This window comes from Pseudomonas triclosanedens (genome assembly GCF_026686735.1).
Classification (GTDB): domain Bacteria; phylum Pseudomonadota; class Gammaproteobacteria; order Pseudomonadales; family Pseudomonadaceae; genus Pseudomonas; species Pseudomonas triclosanedens.
Genome location: NZ_CP113432.1, coordinates 1219652 through 1236380, shown reverse-complemented (window position 1 = coordinate 1236380; position 16729 = coordinate 1219652). Strand labels below are relative to the sequence as shown.

General features: G+C 63.0%; 14 protein-coding genes. 5 read left to right on the top strand and 9 right to left on the bottom strand.

What is annotated here, in order from left to right:
• Window positions 1-16: 16 nt before the first annotated feature.
• Together OU419_RS05845 and OU419_RS05840 are read right to left on the bottom strand one after the other, a co-directional pair.
• Window positions 17-859: a mechanosensitive ion channel family protein gene (locus OU419_RS05845; protein ID WP_254470943.1), complete on the bottom strand. Its 843-nt coding sequence runs from the start codon at window positions 857-859 to the stop codon at window positions 17-19.
• Window positions 860-1010: 151 nt separating this feature from the next.
• The gene (locus tag OU419_RS05840; RefSeq protein ID WP_254470945.1) at window positions 1011-1490 is read right to left on the bottom strand and encodes a YajQ family cyclic di-GMP-binding protein; all 480 of its coding nucleotides are present in this window, start codon (window positions 1488-1490) and stop codon (window positions 1011-1013) included.
• Window positions 1491-1646: 156 nt separating this feature from the next.
• On the opposite strand from OU419_RS05840, the gene OU419_RS05835 reads away from it, so the two are divergent.
• The 4 genes from OU419_RS05835 to OU419_RS05820 are packed head-to-tail and all read left to right on the top strand — an operon-like array spanning window position 1647 to window position 6250.
• Entirely contained in the window at window positions 1647-2612 is a 966-nt protein-coding gene (locus OU419_RS05835) for a response regulator (protein WP_408004923.1), read from the top strand.
• Between the two features lie 39 nt (window positions 2613-2651).
• Window positions 2652-3563 (top strand): putative 2-dehydropantoate 2-reductase, encoded by a 912-nt coding sequence (locus OU419_RS05830; RefSeq protein ID WP_254470947.1) that lies wholly within the window; start codon window positions 2652-2654, stop codon window positions 3561-3563.
• A 59-nt stretch (window positions 3564-3622) separates the two neighbouring features.
• Window positions 3623-5674: a sensor histidine kinase gene (locus tag OU419_RS05825; RefSeq protein ID WP_254471394.1), complete on the top strand. Its 2052-nt coding sequence runs from the start codon at window positions 3623-3625 to the stop codon at window positions 5672-5674.
• Between the two features lie 3 nt (window positions 5675-5677).
• Window positions 5678-6250 carry a cob(I)yrinic acid a,c-diamide adenosyltransferase gene (locus OU419_RS05820; RefSeq protein WP_254470949.1) on the top strand — a complete coding sequence of 191 codons (573 nt, stop codon included), beginning with the start codon at window positions 5678-5680 and terminating at the stop codon, window positions 6248-6250.
• Window positions 6251-6359: 109 nt separating this feature from the next.
• Here OU419_RS05820 and OU419_RS05815 read toward each other — a convergent pair whose 3' ends face one another.
• From OU419_RS05815 to secA, 4 genes are all read right to left on the bottom strand, one after another.
• Complete coding sequence (locus tag OU419_RS05815) at window positions 6360-7310, bottom strand: Nudix family hydrolase (protein WP_254470950.1); 951 nt, start codon at window positions 7308-7310, stop codon at window positions 6360-6362.
• A gap of 254 nt (window positions 7311-7564) precedes the next feature.
• Complete coding sequence (locus tag OU419_RS05810; RefSeq protein WP_254470951.1) at window positions 7565-8194, bottom strand: glutathione S-transferase family protein; 630 nt, start codon at window positions 8192-8194, stop codon at window positions 7565-7567.
• A gap of 148 nt (window positions 8195-8342) precedes the next feature.
• Window positions 8343-9560, bottom strand: coding sequence for a bifunctional glutamate N-acetyltransferase/amino-acid acetyltransferase ArgJ (gene argJ / locus OU419_RS05805; RefSeq protein ID WP_254470952.1), 1218 nt, complete (start codon window positions 9558-9560; stop codon window positions 8343-8345).
• Window positions 9561-9652: 92 nt separating this feature from the next.
• The gene (gene secA, locus OU419_RS05800; RefSeq protein ID WP_254470953.1) at window positions 9653-12409 is read right to left on the bottom strand and encodes a preprotein translocase subunit SecA; all 2757 of its coding nucleotides are present in this window, start codon (window positions 12407-12409) and stop codon (window positions 9653-9655) included.
• Window positions 12410-12696: 287 nt separating this feature from the next.
• Between secA and OU419_RS05795 the strand changes: the two genes are divergently transcribed.
• Window positions 12697-13164, top strand: a complete 468-nt coding sequence (locus OU419_RS05795) for a DUF721 domain-containing protein (RefSeq protein ID WP_254470954.1) — start codon at window positions 12697-12699, stop codon at window positions 13162-13164.
• Between the two features lie 55 nt (window positions 13165-13219).
• Here OU419_RS05795 and lpxC read toward each other — a convergent pair whose 3' ends face one another.
• From lpxC to ftsA, 3 genes are all read right to left on the bottom strand, one after another.
• Entirely contained in the window at window positions 13220-14131 is a 912-nt protein-coding gene (lpxC, locus tag OU419_RS05790) for a UDP-3-O-acyl-N-acetylglucosamine deacetylase (protein ID WP_254470955.1), read from the bottom strand.
• Window positions 14132-14243: 112 nt separating this feature from the next.
• On the bottom strand, window positions 14244-15428 hold the full coding sequence (gene ftsZ / locus OU419_RS05785; protein ID WP_254470956.1) for a cell division protein FtsZ: 1185 nt from the start codon (window positions 15426-15428) through the stop codon (window positions 14244-14246).
• Window positions 15429-15481: 53 nt separating this feature from the next.
• Window positions 15482-16729 (bottom strand): cell division protein FtsA, encoded by a 1248-nt coding sequence (ftsA, locus tag OU419_RS05780; protein ID WP_254470957.1) that lies wholly within the window; start codon window positions 16727-16729, stop codon window positions 15482-15484.

Here is a 16729-nt window from a genome sequence, read left to right as displayed (position 1 = left end):
GCTGCGACAAGCGACGTCAGCCGACGTCGACCATCTCGCCCTTCACGACCTTCACCACCCGCTGCGGGAACGGAATGCCGATACCGTGCTTGCCCAGCGCATCGCGGGCCGTCTCATTGAACAGGAACATCACGTCCCAGTAGTCGGCGTTCTTCACCCAGACACGCAGCGACAGAGTGATCGCACTCTCGCCAAGGTTGCTCACCACCGCGACCGGCGCCGGATCGCGCAGTACGCGCGGGTCCTTGGCCAGTTCCAGAAGAATCCCCTGAGCGTGCTTGAGGTCAGCCTCGTAGTCGACACCGACATCGAACACCACCTTGCGCTGCGGCTCGGCGGAATAGTTGGTGATGGTGCCATTGGACAGCGCACCGTTCGGCACGATCACCCGCTTGTTGTCGCCGGTGCGCAGGACGGTATGGAAGATCAGGATGCTATCCACCGTACCCGACACACCCTGCGCCTCGATCCAGTCGCCCACCTTGAACGGACGGAACAACAGGATCAGCACGCCACCGGCGAAATTCGACAGGCTGCCCTGAAGCGCCAGACCGATCGCCAGGCCGGCGGCACCGATGGCAGCGACGAAACTGGTGGTCTGGATGCCGATCATGGAGGCCACGCTGACCATCAGCAGGATCTTCAGGATGATGTTCACCAGGCTGCCGACGAATCCACGCAGCGTACGGTCGACATGGCGACTGGCGAGCAGGCCGCCGACACGCGAGGTGAGCGTATTGATCAGCCACCAGCCAACCAGCAACGTGATCAGCGCCAGCACGATCTGACCACTGTAGGCCAGCACCACCGGCAGCCAGGATTCGGCCGACTTCACCAGTCCGTCGTAATTGATATCCATGAATACATTCCCCTTTCTGGTCTGGCCGACATTGCGCCGACCGATTTCCGACTACCGGAAACGACACCGCCACGGCCTGGGCCGTGGCGGCTCGAATCGGCACTGCATCGCTAGATGAGACGGTGCGACGCGGTTCCGGGTTCCCTGCGCGTCAGTCGCGGAAATTGTTGAACTGCAGCGGCATGCCCAGCGACTCGCCACGCAGCAGCGCGATGGCTTCCTGCAGGTCGTCACGCTTCTTGCCGGTGACACGTACCTGCTCGCCCTGGATGGCAGCCTGGACTTTCAGCTTCTTGTCCTTGATCAGGCCGACGATCTTCTTCGCCAGATCCTTGTCGATGCCCTCGCGGAAGTTCACTTCCTGCTTGACCACCTTGCCGGAGGCAAAAGAATCCTTGATTTCCATGCACTGACTGTCGATCTTGCGCTTGATCAGGCTGGCACGAAGAATGTCGAGCATCTGCTCCAGCATGAAGTCCGCTTCGGCGGTCAGGGTGACAGACTTGTCCTTGGCTTCGAAGCTGCACTTGCCCTTCAGGTCGAAACGGCGGTCCAGTTCCTTGGCAGCATTGTCCAGGGCGTTGGTCAGTTCGTGTTTGTCCAGTTCGGACACCACGTCGAACGAAGGCATGACATCTCTCCAGATGGACGGCGCGACCCGGTTCACAGACGGGGCCGCGCCTGGCTTGACGATAAAAATGCGCGGTCATTATAACTGACCGACAAGACTGCGCCCGGCCCCGTACGATCAATAGCCGGCATTTCCCACCCGTTTACGAGCCTTTAAATGCCAACCAACCATCTCAGTATCCTGGTGGTCGACGATGCCAAGTTCTCCAGTGCCATGATCGGCCGCGCGCTGAGCCAGGCTGGCTATCAGAATGTCCGCTTCGCCAGCAGCGCCAGCGAAGCGCTCCAGCAGTTGGAGAAAGAACCCGTCAGCGTCCTCCTCGCCGACTGGCTGATGCCCGAAATGGACGGCCTGGAGCTGACCGCCCGCGTGCGCCAGCTAGATGAGAGCGGCGACCACTACACCTACATCATCCTGCTCACCGGCAAGGAAGGCGACAACGCCCTGGCCGAGGCCTTCGACCGGGGTGTCGACGACTTCGTCAGCAAGTCCGCCATGAACGAACAACTGGTGCCCCGCGTGCTGGCGGCGGACCGCCTGAGCAACACCCTGCTGCGCCTGTTGATGGAAAACCGCCTGCTCACCGAAAACATAACCAGCCTGGAGGAGCGCAATCTGGTGGACAGCGCCACCGGCCTGGGCAACCAGCGCTACCTGCGGCAGAAGCTGGCCGACAGCATCCGCCAGGTGGAGTCCCGCGGGGGGGCGGTGTGCTACATGCTGATCGGTATCCCCGAGCTGGCCACGCTGGGTCGCCAGCATGGCCCATCGTTCCAGGGCGAACTGCTGCACGGAGTCGCCCGGCGCCTGCAGCAACTGGTACGTCCACTCGACGTACTGACGCGCCTGGATGACGAGCATTTCGCCCTGATCACCCTGCTCGAAGACCTCCAGGAGTGCTCCCCCAGCAGCTTCCGCCGCCTGCACGACGGCCTCAACCTCAAGGCATTCAAGACCAGCGAAGGCTTTATCACCCTCAAGGCCGGCATCAGCCTGGTAGGCATGGACGCCAAGGCGTTGCCGCTGGAGGTCGAACAACTGATGCAGCAGGCCCGCGCCCTGTTGCCCGACGCCTATGCCAGCGGACGAATCAATGCCAGCCGCCTGACCGGTCTGCGCTAGACTTCGCGGTAAGCCCTCGACGTTCGCGAAGTTCCTCCCATGATCTGGTACATCCTCGGTGCCGGCAGCCTCGGATCCCTCTGGGCCGCCCGTCTTTCCCGCGCGGGCCTGCCAGTGCGCCTTCTGCTGCGTGATCGCCAGCGCCTCAACGCCTATCGCGCGCTCGGCGGCATCACGCTGGCTGAAGATGGCCGGGAAAGCCTCTACCCGATTCCGGCGGAAACCGCCGCCCAGGGCGCCCAGATTCACCGTCTCCTGCTTGCCTGCAAGGCCTACGATGCCGAAGCGGCAGCCGCCAGTGTTGCCGCGAGACTGGCTCCTGGCGCCGAACTGATCCTGCTGCAGAACGGTCTGGGTAGCCAGCAGGCGGTGGCCGCCCATCTGCCTCGCGCGCGCTGCCTGTATGCCTCCAGCACGGAAGGTGCATTCCGCGCGGCGGACTACCGCGTGGTGTTCGCCGGGCGCGGCGAAACCTGGCTCGGTGACGAACTGGGCGGGCCGGCGCCGGGCTGGCTTGCCGAACTGCAAGGCGCCGGGATCCCCCTGCAATGGAGCGGAAACATCCTCGAACGCCTCTGGCGCAAACTGGCGCTGAACTGCGCGATAAACCCGCTGACCGTTCTCCATCAGTGCCGTAATGGCGAACTGGCCGCGCACCCCGCCGAGGTTGCCGGATTGTGCGACGAACTCGGACAACTGCTGCACGCTTCCGGATTCGATAGCGCCGCCCGGGAGCTGCAGGACGATGTCGAACGGGTCATCGCCGCCACTGCGGCGAACTATTCCTCGATGTACCAGGACGTAGCCAACGGCAGGCGCAGCGAAATCGCCTACCTGCTCGGCCACGCCTGCCGCGAAGGCGACCGCCTGCGCCTTTCCCTGCCGTTGCTGCGCGCGCTTCACGAGCGCCTGCGCGCGTATCTGCAGGCACGCGGATTGCCCGACACCTGATCGCGGGCTACCCTGCCCGCCTCCCTGTTTTTACTGCGGTCACGCCCATGCCTTCCCCCTTGAACCTGCGCAAGCGCCTGGAAGACCTGCCCGTCGGCCAGAAAATCCTCGCCGCCCTGCTGGTTCTGCTGGCTACCGTCATGCTGGTAGCCAACCTCGCGTTCATCAGCGCCGCCTACTGGATTTCCCAGGACAGCGTCGCACCGCAGGCGTTGCAGACCATCGGCAGGCTGATCGCCAACCCGGCACTCAGCGAGCCGGCACTCTCCTCGCCCACCCAGGCCCAGGTGCTGCTGCGTCAGCTCGACGACTACCAGCCGTTGCGCGCCGCTGCGCTCTATGACAGCAACGGCGAACGTATCGCCCAGACGCCGGGCGACGGTCCGGTCGCCTTGCCGGAACGATTGGACCACCTGGAGCGCTGGCGCCAGCACGAATACCGCCTCAACGCCCTGTTCGAACTCCCCCAGCCCGGCCGCAACAGTGGCTATCTGCTGCTGGTAGCCAGCAGCGAACTGCCCGGCGCGTTCTACACCGGCACGCTGACCGCGAGCCTGGTGATCCTGGCGGTCAGCGTGCTGCTCTGGTTGCTGATCGCCCAGCAGATCCGCCGCCTTATCACCCGGCCCATCCGCAGCCTGGAAGAGCTGTCACGCCAGGTCACCCGCGAAGAGAATTACGCGCTGCGCGCCGAGCGCGGTAATGCCGACGAAATCGGCCGCCTCGCCGATGCCTTCAATACCATGCTGACTCGCATCGAGGCCCGCGAGCAGCAGCTCAAGCGCGCCCGCGACGACGCCCAGGAAGCGGTGGAGCAAGCCCAATCGCTGGCTGAGGAAACTCGCCGCTCCAACCGCAAGCTGGAGTTGGAAGTCCAGGTGCGCAGCAAGATCGAGAAGAAGCTCACCGGCTTCCAGCACTACCTCAACAGCATCATCGACTCCATGCCATCGGCGCTGATCGCGGTGGACGAGCAACTCTACGTCACCCAGTGGAACCAGGAAGCCAGCCAGCTCTCCGGCACCAGCCTGGACGACGCCGTGAACCAGCCGGTGTTCCTTGCCTTCCCATCGCTCAAGCCGTTCCTGCCGCAACTCACCCGCGCCGCCGAGCAGCACAAGGTAGAGCGCGTCGAGCGCGTGACCTGGGCGCTGACCGACGCGCCACGCCACTACGCCCTGACCTTCTACCCGCTGATGGGTGGCACCGGCCGCGGTGCGGTGATCCGTATCGACGACATCACCGAGCGCCTGGGCATGGAAGAGCTGATGGTGCAGTCGGAAAAGATGCTCTCCGTGGGCGGGCTCGCCGCCGGCATGGCGCACGAGATCAACAACCCGCTGGGGGCGATCCTGCACAACGTGCAGAACATCCGCCGCCGCCTGTCACCCGACCTGCCGAAGAACCTCGAGGTCGCCGGCGAAGTCGGGGTCCGCCTGGATGACCTGAATCACTACCTGGAAGCCCGGGAGATTCCCAAGCTGATGGAGGGTATTCAGTACGCCGGCTCGCGCGCGGCGAAGATCGTCAGCCACATGCTGTCCTTCAGCCGCCGCAGCCATCGCCAGATGACCGCCTGCGAGCTGCCGGCACTGCTGGAGCAAGCCGTGGAGATCGCCGGCAACGACTTCGACCTCACTGGCGGCTTCGACTTCAAGTCACTGCAGATCGTCCATGAGTTCGACGCGCGCCTGGGGCCGGTGCCGGTGATCGCCAACGAGGTGGAGCAGGTGCTGCTCAACCTGCTGAAGAACGCCGCCCAGGCCATTCACCTGCGCGACGACGAGGAGGAAGGCGAATTCGGCCGCATCATCCTGCGTACCCGCCTGAACCCGCCGTGGGCGGAGATCCAGGTGGAAGACAACGGCTGCGGCATGCCGGAGAAGGTGCGCAAGCGCATCTTCGAACCCTTCTTCACCACCAAGGAAGTCGGCCAGGGGACCGGGCTTGGCCTGTCGGTCTCGTATTTCATCATCACCAACAACCACAAGGGCCAGATGGAGGTGCAGTCCGAACTGGGCCAGGGCACCTGCTTCACCCTGCGGCTGCCGCTGGGCGCGGAATCCTCCTCGCCGCCGCCCCAGCAGGCAGACGACGACACGGAGCACTGAGACATGGGCAACAGGTTGTCGAAGATTTACACCCGTACCGGCGACACTGGCGAAACCGGCCTGGCCGATGGCCGCCGTGTGCCCAAGCACCACCCGCGAGTCGAAGCGATGGGTGCGGTGGACGAGTTGAACAGCCATCTCGGCTTGCTGCTGGCGGGTCTGCACGAAGCGCGCAGTAGTGCGCTGGAAGAAGTGATTTGCGTGCTGGCGCCGATCCAGCATCGCCTGTTCGACCTGGGTGGCGAGCTGGCCATGCCCGAGTACCGTGCGCTGAACGATGCCGAAGTCGAGCGCCTGGAGCAGGTTATCGACCGCTGGAACGAGGAGCTCGGCCCCCTGAAGAACTTCATCCTGCCCGGCGGCTCGCGCCTTGTTGCGCTGGCGCACCTGTGCCGCGCGCAGGCCCGCAATGCGGAGCGCCGCTGCCAGCAACTCAACGCCGAGGAGCAGCTGGAAGGTGCCGGGCTACGCTACCTGAACCGCTTGTCGGACCTGCTGTTCGTGGCGGCACGCTTTATCGCGCGGCGACAGGGTGTGGAAGAGATTCTCTGGCAGGCTGCGAAAAAGCCCGCCTGATCACCGGGTCGGCATGGGACATGCCCGCGTGCACATTCTCGCGGAATCCACGCTTGCAAGATGGCGTGGAACGGAGCGATGCCCATCGCCGCCCCACGCACGAGGTTGGTCAGCCCTCTGTCTTCGGCCAGAATGCACGAATCCCGGCCACACCCTGCGCACCGACGTTTCTGGCGCGCTCGACATCCCGGGGACCAACGCCGCCGAGCAGGAATACCGGCTGGTTGAAGCGCTCGATCAACTCCGCCGCGGCGTCCCAGCCCAGAGCAGGCTCGCCGGGGTGGCTCTCGGTCGGCTGTACCGGCGACAGGGTGACGAAATCCACCCCCATGCGGGCCGCCAGCTCCAGCTCTTCGGCGTTGTGGCAGGACGCCGCCAGCAGACGCTCGCGCGGGAATGGTCGGCCATTGGGCGCGTACTTGCGCAGTTGCTCGGAGGTCAGGTGCCAGCCAGCCGCCGGGAAATCACCCAGCCACTCCAGCGGGCCTTTCAGCATCAGTTGCGCCTTGCCGGCACAGAGGCCCTGCACATCCACCGCCAGGTCACGGTACTCGGGGCTGTACATGTTCGGCGCACGTAACTGGATCAGGCGGATACCGCTGGCGACGGCGGCGCGGACGCCCTGCACCAGTTGCGGAGTCTCAAGGCCGTCCGGGGTGATCAGGTAACGGTCGGGCAGGCGCGCAGCCTGCACAATGGGCTCGTTGGCAGCCGGGAACTCATAGTCCGCCAGGTCCCGCGGCGCGACCCAGGCCAGCGGCTGCCCCTCGGCGCCATGCGGCGCGCCGGAGAACGCACAGACCTCCCAGACATCCAGCAGCACAAGCTTGTCACTGTAGTCGTGCTGGACGCGGATAAGCGGACGCGCCTTCTCGACATCGATGCCCAACTCCTCCTTCAACTCCCGCGCCAGGGCAACCTGAACCGCTTCGCCCTCTTCAACCTTGCCACCGGGAAACTCCCAGAGGCCTCCCTGGTGCTTGTCGTCCGGACGGCGGGCGATCAACACCCGGCCATCGAGCCCGCGAATCACGGCGGCGGCGACATGTACTCGTTTCACAGTGCTACTCCTCAGTCCGATTCAGGCAGGGCCCGCGCAAAGGGCCTGTTCACGATCTCGCCAGCCAGGCCAGAGCCAGGCGCAACCACCGACGAAGCGACAGCCCCAGGCTGGTCCGAAGCAAAAGCGCAGCGAATCAATTGGTTGAGGGAGCGGAATTTACAGGTAGTAAATGAGCATCCCGATACCGATTTCGACGCGCAGCAGATCGTAAACTGGTTCTGCAGGCATTCTACCGTCATTGGACTGCAGCTTCAGGCGCGTTCGACCATCGCAGCGTCCAGCCAGGGGCGGAAAGCCGGCCAGGCATAGATCGTATCGACGTAGTTCTGCGCCTCGATCGGCAAGGTCACGCAGTAGCTGCGCAGGCGCGTGGCCACAGGGGCGTAGAAGGCATCGGCAATACTGGCGTGGCCGAACAGGAATGGGCCGTCCTGGCCGAACTGCTTGCGGCATAGCGCCCAGAGTTCAACGATGCGAGCGATATCAGCCTCGACAGCTTCCGGCACCTGTGCCAGGGGTTGGTTACGCTGGAGGTCCATCGGCATGTGCGAACGCAGCGCCATGAAACCGCTGTGCATTTCAGCACAAACCGAACGGGCCAGCGCGCGAGCGGCTTCGCCGCGGGGCCAGAGATGGGCTTCGGGGAAGCGTTCGGCGAGATATTCGGCAATCGCCAGGGAGTCCCAGATCACGCCGTCCTCGCACTTGAGCGCGGGGACCTTGCCGCTGGGAGAATGTTCACGAATGCGTCGCGCGGTGTCCTGCCCACCCAGGGGAATCAGGATTTCCTCGAAATCGATGCCCGTGAGTTGCATGGCCAGCCAGCCACGCAGGGACCAGGAGGAGTAGTTCTTGCTACCGATAACCAGGGAAAACGACATAGCAGCGATGCTCTTGAGGGTCAGTCAGGAGACCTTAGAGCGCGGGTGCCATGAAAACAAATTCCCGATTTTCATCCTTCGATGAAAATCGGGAATCCGAGTGAAGCAAGGTGCCGACACGGGTCGGCCCCAGGAGCTTGGCGAGCGATCAGGTACGGTATTCCGCGTTGATCTTCACGTACTCGTGGGACAGGTCCGTGGTCCAGATGGTCTCGCTGCAGGTGCCGCGGCCAAGATCGATACGAATGGTGATCTCTTCCTGGGCCATTACCTTAGCGCCCTGGTCCTCGGTGTAGCTGGCCGCGCGGCCGCCACGGCTGGCGATGCAGACGTCGTCCAGGTACACGTCGATCAGGCTGACATCCAGATCCGGCACGCCGGCACGGCCGACGGCGGCGAGGATACGGCCCCAGTTGGGGTCGGAGGCGAACAGCGCGGTCTTGATCAACGGCGAGTGGGACACGGCATAGCCGACATCCAGGCACTCCTGGTGAGTGGCGCCGCCGTTCACCTGTACGGTGACGAACTTGGTAGCGCCTTCGCCGTCACGAACGATGGCCTGCGCCAGCTCCATCGAGACTTCAAGCACGGCCTGCTTCAGTGCGGCAAACAGCGCACCGCTGGCAGCGGTGATTTCCGGCAGCGCGGCCTGGCCGGTGGCGACCAGCATGCAGCAGTCGTTGGTGGAGGTGTCGCCATCGATAGTGATGCGATTGAAGGACTTGTTCGCCGCGTCGCGCAGCAGGTCCTGCAGTACAGCCTGGGCGACCTTCGCGTCGGTAGCGATGTAGCCGAGCATGGTGGCCATGTTCGGCTTGATCATGCCGGCGCCTTTGCTGATGCCGGTGACGGTCACAGTCACGCCATCGTGCTGGAACTGGCGGCTGGCCCCCTTGGGCAGTGTGTCGGTGGTCATGATGCCAGCGGCGGCATCGGCCCAGTTGTCCACGGAGAGGTTGGCCAGTGCGGCGGGCAGCGCGGCTTCGATCTTCTCTACCGGCAGCGGCTCGCCGATCACGCCGGTGGAATACGGCAGCACTGCGTTCTCCGGCACGCCGGCCAGCTCGGCCAACCTGGCACAGACACGGGTGGCGGCGGCGAGCCCCGGCTCGCCAGTGCCGGCGTTGGCGTTACCGGTGTTGGTCAGCAGATAGCGCACGGGACCGAGGAAGCGTTTGCGCGCCAGGGTCACCGGGGCGGCACAGAAGGCGTTGGTGGTAAACACCCCCGCCACGCTGGAGCCTTCGGCGCAACGCATCACCACGATGTCCTTGCGACCGGGGCGCTTGATGCCGGCGGACGCAATGCCGAGTTCGAAACCGGGAACCGGGTGCAGGGTGGACATGGGGCCGAGACCAACAGCCATGTGACGCGCTCCTATCGAATCAGTGGATCGGATGAGAAAAACGCCGCGAAAGGCAGGACCAATCGCGGCGTCGGTATCAGGGTCGGGAGAGGCTATTCCACCTGACCGTGGCAATGCTTGTACTTTTTGCCCGAACCGCAGGGGCACGGCTCGTTGCGGCCAATCTTCGGCTCGTTGCGCACCGGCTCCATCGGCACCACATTGGCGGTGCTTTCCGGCAGTTCGCCCTCATCGTCCGGGTCACTGGCGGCCTGATCCATGGACGGCGCAGCGGCATGCTGGAACTGCATGCGTTTGGCCATTTCCTCGGCCTCGCGGCGCAGGCGGGCTTCTTCTTCGGCCGGGTCCTCGCGACGAACCTGCACGAAGGACAGCACGCGGATGGTGTCGCGCTTGATGGAGTTCAACAGTTCCTGGAACAGGTTGAACGACTCGCGCTTGTACTCCTGCTTCGGGTTCTTCTGCGCGTAGCCGCGCAGATGGATGCCGTGGCGCAGGTGGTCCATCGTCGAGAGATGGTCCTTCCACAGGTCGTCCAGGACACGCAGCAGCATCTGCTTCTCGAAGGTGCGCAGCGCTTCAGCGCCAGCGAGGTCTTCCTTCTCGTTGTAGGCGGCGACCAGTTCGGTGAGGATCTTCTCGCGAAGTGTTTCTTCGTAGAGCTTGTCGTCTTCGTCCAGCCACTGTTGAATCGGCAGCTTCAGAGCGAAATCGCTGTACAGCGAGGCTTCCAGTCCGGCGATGTCCCACTGCTCGGGCAGAGACTGCGGCGGAATGTGCTCGCTGATGGTGTTGTTCAGAGTTTCCTCGCGGAACTCAACGATGGTTTCGCCAATGTTGTCCGCCGCCAGCAGGGTATTGCGCATGTGATAGATCACTTTGCGCTGCTCGTTGGCGACGTCGTCGAACTCCAGCAGTTGCTTACGAATGTCGAAGTTGCGGCCCTCGACCTTGCGCTGCGCCTTCTCGATGGCGTTGGTCACCATGCGGTGCTCAATCGCCTCGCCCGGCTGCATGCCCAGGGCTTTCATGAAGTTCTTCACCCGGTCAGAGGCGAAGATACGCATCAGGTGGTCTTCCAGCGACAGGTAGAAGCGGCTGGAGCCCGGGTCACCCTGACGCCCGGCACGGCCGCGCAACTGGTTGTCGATTCGACGGGATTCGTGACGCTCCGAAGCGATCACATGCAGGCCGCCGGCCTCGATGACCTGCTGGTGACGCTTCTGCCAGTCGGCCTTGATCTGCGCAACCTGCTCGTCAGTCGGGTTTTCCAGTGCGGCGACTTCGACTTCCCAGTTGCCACCGAGCAGGATGTCGGTACCACGACCGGCCATGTTGGTGGCGATAGTCACCGAGCCAGGACGACCGGCCTGAGCGATGATCTCGGCTTCCTTCTCGTGGTACTTGGCGTTCAGGACCTTGTGCTCGATACCTGCTTTTTCAAGCAGTTGCGAGACGTACTCGGAGGTCTCGACCGACGCGGTACCCACCAGTACCGGGCGCCCCAGGGCCTGGCACTGCTGAACGTCGGTGATGATGGCTGCGTACTTCTCATCCTGGGTCAGGTAGACCAGGTCGTTGAAGTCCTTACGGGCAACCGGACGGTGAGTCGGTATCACCACCACATCCAGGCCGTAGGTCTGGCGGAACTCGAAGGCCTCGGTGTCAGCGGTACCGGTCATGCCGGCCAGCTTGGTGTAGAGGCGGAAGTAGTTCTGGAAGGTGGTTGAGGCCAGGGTCTGGCTCTCGGCCTGGATCGGCAGGTTTTCCTTGGCTTCGATGGCCTGGTGCAGGCCCTCGGAGAGGCGGCGACCCGGCATGGTACGGCCAGTGTGCTCGTCGATCAGCAGAACCTGGTCGCCCTGCACGATGTATTCGACGTTGCGATGGAACAGCGCATGGGCACGCAGCGCAGCGTAAACGTGGGTCAGCAGGCTGAGGTTGTGAGCCGAGTAAAGGCTCTCGCCTTCGCCCAGAAGTCCGTTCTGGGTCAGCAGTTCCTCGATGAACTGGTGGCCCTGCTCGTTGAGCTCTACCTGGCGGGTTTTCTCGTCGATGCTGAAATGACCCTGCTGGGTCACCTGGCCTTCGACTTCTTCGATGTGGCGCTTCAGGCGCGGGATCAGCTTGTTGATCTTGATGTACAGCTCGGAACTGTCTTCGGCCTGGCCGGAGATGATCAGCGGAGTCCGCGCCTCGTCGATGAGGATGGAGTCCACTTCGTCGACCACGGCGAAGTTCAGCTCACGCTGAAACTTGTCTTCCAGGCTGAATGCCATGTTGTCGCGCAGATAGTCGAAGCCGAATTCGTTGTTGGTGCCGTAGGTGATATCGGAAGCGTAAGCCGCACGCTTCTCCTCCGGTGGCTGGAAGGGGCTCACGATGCCGACGGTCAGGCCGAGGAATTCGTACAGCGGGCGCATCCAGTTGGCGTCGCGGCGAGCCAGGTAATCGTTCACGGTAACGACGTGAACGCCTTTGCCAGCCAGGGCGTTCAGGTACACCGCCAGGGTACCAACGAGGGTCTTGCCCTCACCGGTACGCATCTCGGCGATCTTGCCTTCGTGCAGTGTCATGCCGCCGATCAGCTGGACATCGAAGTGACGCATGCCCATCACGCGCTTGCCAGCCTCGCGGGCCACGGCAAAGGCTTCCGGGAGAATCTGGTCGAGGGTCTCGCCCTTGGCGACTCGCGCCTTGAACTCCTCGGTCTTGGCCTTCAGTTGCTCATCGGAAAGCGCCACCATCTGGGGCTCGAGCGCATTAATGGCCTGGACCTGCTTGACCATGCGCTTTACTTCGCGCTCGTTCTTGCTTCCAAAGAGTTTTTTCAACAAAGGCGCAAACATATCGACTGGGTCATCCGAACTGGGAAATTGGAGGGCTGCCCGACTGGCTGGCCGCGGCGCGGAACGGCAACGAAGCGGGCATTCTACCCGGAAACGTGAGCGAAAAAAGTGCCCAGGTCATCCTTGGAAGCTTCGCATTCCGCGACGTTCGAGGCAATGCGTAGGAAGACAACTTTTGATCCGTTTGCCAGATATGGTGACGCAGCCGAGGAACTTCAAGGTCAGCGAAGCGCACTCGGCCCCCCCCTTCTGCTAACATCGTCATTCATTCAGACCGGGGTTTCCTCATGGCCTTCCGCCCCTTGCCCGCCCAGGCAACGACCAAACTGCTGCGCGAAGCCAAGCCCCTTCAATCGCTTTTCGTCCAGGCCCAACGCCTGGATCGCCTTCAGCAACTGCTGGAGACTCAACTGCAGCCTGCAGCCCGTCCACACTGCCATGTCGCCTCCTGGCGCGAAGGCAGCCTGCTGCTGATCGTGACCGACGGCCACTGGGCCACGCGCCTGCGCTACCAGCAGAACCGCCTGCTGCGGCAGCTCGGCGCGCTCGATGAGTTCGCGGGTCTGGCGCGCATCCTGATCAAGGTCCAGCCACGCACGCAGGTGGTCACTCCCAAGCGAACCGTCGAGCTGACGGAATCCGCAGCCGAAACACTCCACGAAGCCGCCGAAGGCATCAGTAATCCGCAGCTGAAGGCCGCTCTCGAACGTCTAGCCAGCCGCAGCCGCAAGACAAGGCCAGACGACCAGGCATAAAAAAAGGCCACCCGAAGGTGGCCTTTGAAAGTCATTACAGAAGGAGGAGGTTCCTTTATACAGCCGCAGCGGGCCGCATGTAGGAGATCGGCGCGGTCTTGGCGTCCTCGAAGGTCACCACTTCCCAAGCGTCCTTGTCTGCGATGAGGGTCCGCAGCAGACGGTTGTTCAGGGCATGACCGGACTTGTAGCCGATGAACTCGCCGATGAGGCTGTTACCCAACAGGTACAGGTCACCGATGGCGTCCAGGATCTTGTGCTTGACGAACTCGTCCTCGTAACGAAGACCATCTTCGTTGAGCACTCGATACTCGTCGACCACGATGGCATTCTCCACGCTGCCACCGAGCGCCAGGTTCTGCGAACGCAGCATCTCGATGTCGCGCATGAACCCGAAGGTACGCGCGCGGCTGACTTCCTTGACGAAGGAGGTACTGGAGAAGTCCACAACGGCCTTCTGGGTACGGCCACGGAAAACCGGGTGATCGAAATCGATTTCGAAGCTCACCTTGAAGCCATCGAAGGGAACGAAAGTGGCGCGCTTGTCGCCCTCTTCCACGGTCACTTCGCGTTTGATGCGGATGAACTTCTTGGCCGCATCCTGCTCTTGCAGGCCGGCGGACTGAATCAGGAATACGAAGGGACCTGCGCTACCGTCCATGATCGGTACTTCCGATGCAGACAGCTCGACATAGGCGTTGTCGATACCCAGGCCAGCCATGGCCGAGAGCAGATGCTCCACGGTATCCACCTTGATGTCACCCTTGATCAGGGTGGTGGACATCGTGGTTTCGCCGACATTCGAGGCACGGGCGGGAATTTCCACCACGGGATCGAGGTCGGTGCGGCAGAACACGATACCGGTGTCGACTGGAGCCGGCTTCAGGGTGAGGTAGACCTTCTCCCCCGAGTGCAGGCCGACGCCGGTCGCCCGGATGATGTTCTTAAGGGTGCGTTGTCTGATCATGGCTTTGGCCGCTTTCGCGCAAGTTGCGAACTGTTGTCAACAATGGGCGGCGATGATAGCAGAACCGCCCTTTGCTGAACACCAATCACATTGATACTCCTGATAAATCGACTCAATCAGCCTGACGACGCAGGAAGGCCGGGATATCCAGGTAGTCCAGATCATCCTGCGGGTTCAGCTTGGCCGCGGTGGCAGCGCCGCCGTGGTTCTGATTGCGCATGACGGTCGGGCGATCCAGATCACGGTAATTTACCGATTGCTGCTCGCGCTGGGCCGGTGCCTGGTTGCTGACGGTCTGGGTCTGGACGGTGTTGTCGACCACTTTCACCGGCTTTTCCAGTCGCGCGCCCAGGCCGGTGGCCACCACGGTAACGTGCAGCTCGTCGCGCATATCCGGATCGATCACGGTGCCCACTTTCACGGTGGCGTGCTCGGAGGCGAACTGCTCGATGATGTTACCCACGTCGGAGTACTCGCCCAGGGAGAGATCCGGACCGGCGGTGATGTTCACCAGGATGCCGCGGGCGCCTTGCAGGTTGACGTCTTCGAGCAGCGGGTTGCGGATAGCGGCCTCGGTGGCCTCGCGAGCACGGTTCGGGCCACTGGCGCAGCCGGTACCCATCATGGCCATGCCCATTTCGCTCATGACGGTTTTCACGTCGGCGAAGTCGACGTTGATCATGCCCGGGCGCTTGATGATGTCGGAGATACCGCGAACGGCGCCGGCCAGCACATCGTCAGCCTTGGCGAAGGCAGCCAGCAGGCTCGCGTCCTTGCCCAGGATGGTCAACAGCTTTTCGTTCGGAATGGTGATCAGCGAGTCGACGCTTTCCGCCAGCGAGCGAATGCCCTCGTCGGCAATCTGCATGCGCTTGCGGCCTTCGAATGGGAACGGACGGGTCACCACCGCAACGGTGAGGATGCCCATTTCCTTGGCGACCTCGGCGATGATCGGAGCAGCGCCGGTACCGGTGCCGCCACCCATGCCGGTGGTGATGAAGACCATGTCGGCGCCTTCCAGCACTTCGGCGATGCGCTCGCGGTCTTCCAGGGCAGCCTGACGGCCGACCTCGGGGTTGGCGCCAGCGCCCAGGCCCTTGGTCACGCCCGGACCGAGCTGCAACACGGTGCGCGCAGCGATGTTCTTCAGCGCCTGAGCATCAGTGTTGGCACAGATGAATTCCACGCCATCAACGTTGTTCTTGGCCATGTGGTTCACGGCGTTGCCACCGCCGCCACCTACGCCGATAACCTTGATGACTGCTGTTTGCGGGACGTTATCTACCAGTTCAAACATTTCCCCTCTCCTTCCTTTCTAGTTGTGTCGCCTACGTTTACCGCGGTGGTAAATCAGAAATTGCCCTGAACCCAGCGTTTGAGCCGTTCCAGTACCGGTGCCTTGGGCTCGTCGCTGCTGAAGCTGCTGCCGGACATGGAGATACCGTCAGACTGCTTCTGCAGCCCATACATGAGCAGGCCCACGCCTGTGGAGTAGATTGGATTGCGCACGACGTCGGTCAGTCCCTTGACGCTGTGCGGCACGCCCAGGCGCACCGGCATGTGAAAGATCTCTTCGGCCAGCTCGACGGCGCCTTCCATCTTGGAGGTGCCTCCGGTCAGGACGATCCCGGCCGGGATCAGATCCTCGTAGCCACTGCGACGCAGTTCGGCCTGTACCAGGGTGAAGAGCTCGTCGTAACGCGGCTCGACCACTTCGGCAAGCGCCTGGCGCGACAGTTCCCGCGGTGGCCGGTCCCCAACGCTGGGCACCTTGATGGTTTCGCCCGCACCGGCCAGTTTGGCTAAGGCGCAAGCATATCGAATCTTGATCTCTTCGGCATATTGCGTCGGGGTGCGCAGGGCCATCGCGATATCGTTAGTGACCTGATCGCCAGCGATCGGGATTACCGCCGTGTGGCGAATGGCTCCCTCGGTGAAAATGGCGATATCGGTAGTACCGCCACCGATGTCCACCAGGCAAACGCCCAGTTCCTTTTCGTCCTCGGTAAGCACCGAATAGGCCGATGCCAGTTGCTCGAGGATGATGTCATCCACTTCCAGGCCGCAACGGCGCACGCATTTCTCGATGTTCTGCGCTGCGTTCACCGCGCAGGTCACGACGTGGACCTTGGCTTCCAGGCGCACGCCGGACATACCCAGCGGCTCGCGAACGCCCTCCTGGTTGTCGATCACGTAATCCTGCGCCAGGGTGTGCAGCACACGCTGGTCCGCCGGAATCGCGACCGCCTGGGCGGCATCCAGCACGCGTTCGATGTCGGCACCGCTCACTTCGCGGTCGCGGATCGCCACGATGCCGTGGGAATTCAGGCTGCGGATATGGTTGCCTGCGATACCGACGAAGGCCGAGTGAATACGGCAGCCAGCCATCTGCTGGGCTTCATCGATGGCGCGCTGGATCGATTGCACGGTGGACTCGATGTTCACCACCACGCCCTTCTTCAGGCCGCGCGAAGGGTGCGTCCCGATACCGACGATCTCCAGCCTGCCATCAGCCGCCACCTCGCCCACCAGCGCCACCACCTTGGAGGTGCCGATGTCCAGGCCGACGACCATTTTGCCGCTCTGCACGCTTGCCAT

Excerpts from the sequence above, each read along its gene's own strand:
- OU419_RS05845 (WP_254470943.1), bottom strand. The coding sequence starts at position 859 with ATGGATATCAATTACGACGGACTGGTGAAGTCGGCCGAATCCTGGCTG.
- OU419_RS05840 (WP_254470945.1), bottom strand. The coding sequence starts at position 1,490 with ATGCCTTCGTTCGACGTGGTGTCCGAACTGGACAAACACGAACTGACC.
- OU419_RS05835 (WP_408004923.1), top strand. The coding sequence starts at position 1,647 with ATGCCAACCAACCATCTCAGTATCCTGGTGGTCGACGATGCCAAGTTC.
- OU419_RS05830 (WP_254470947.1), top strand. The coding sequence starts at position 2,652 with ATGATCTGGTACATCCTCGGTGCCGGCAGCCTCGGATCCCTCTGGGCC.
- OU419_RS05820 (WP_254470949.1), top strand. The coding sequence starts at position 5,678 with ATGGGCAACAGGTTGTCGAAGATTTACACCCGTACCGGCGACACTGGC.
- OU419_RS05810 (WP_254470951.1), bottom strand. The coding sequence starts at position 8,194 with ATGTCGTTTTCCCTGGTTATCGGTAGCAAGAACTACTCCTCCTGGTCC.
- argJ (WP_254470952.1), bottom strand. The coding sequence starts at position 9,560 with ATGGCTGTTGGTCTCGGCCCCATGTCCACCCTGCACCCGGTTCCCGGT.
- secA (WP_254470953.1), bottom strand. The coding sequence starts at position 12,409 with ATGTTTGCGCCTTTGTTGAAAAAACTCTTTGGAAGCAAGAACGAGCGC.
- OU419_RS05795 (WP_254470954.1), top strand. The coding sequence starts at position 12,697 with ATGGCCTTCCGCCCCTTGCCCGCCCAGGCAACGACCAAACTGCTGCGC.
- lpxC (WP_254470955.1), bottom strand. The coding sequence starts at position 14,131 with ATGATCAGACAACGCACCCTTAAGAACATCATCCGGGCGACCGGCGTC.
- ftsZ (WP_254470956.1), bottom strand. The coding sequence starts at position 15,428 with ATGTTTGAACTGGTAGATAACGTCCCGCAAACAGCAGTCATCAAGGTT.
- ftsA (WP_254470957.1), bottom strand. The coding sequence starts at position 16,729 with ATGGCAAGCGTGCAGAGCGGCAAAATGGTCGTCGGCCTGGACATCGGC.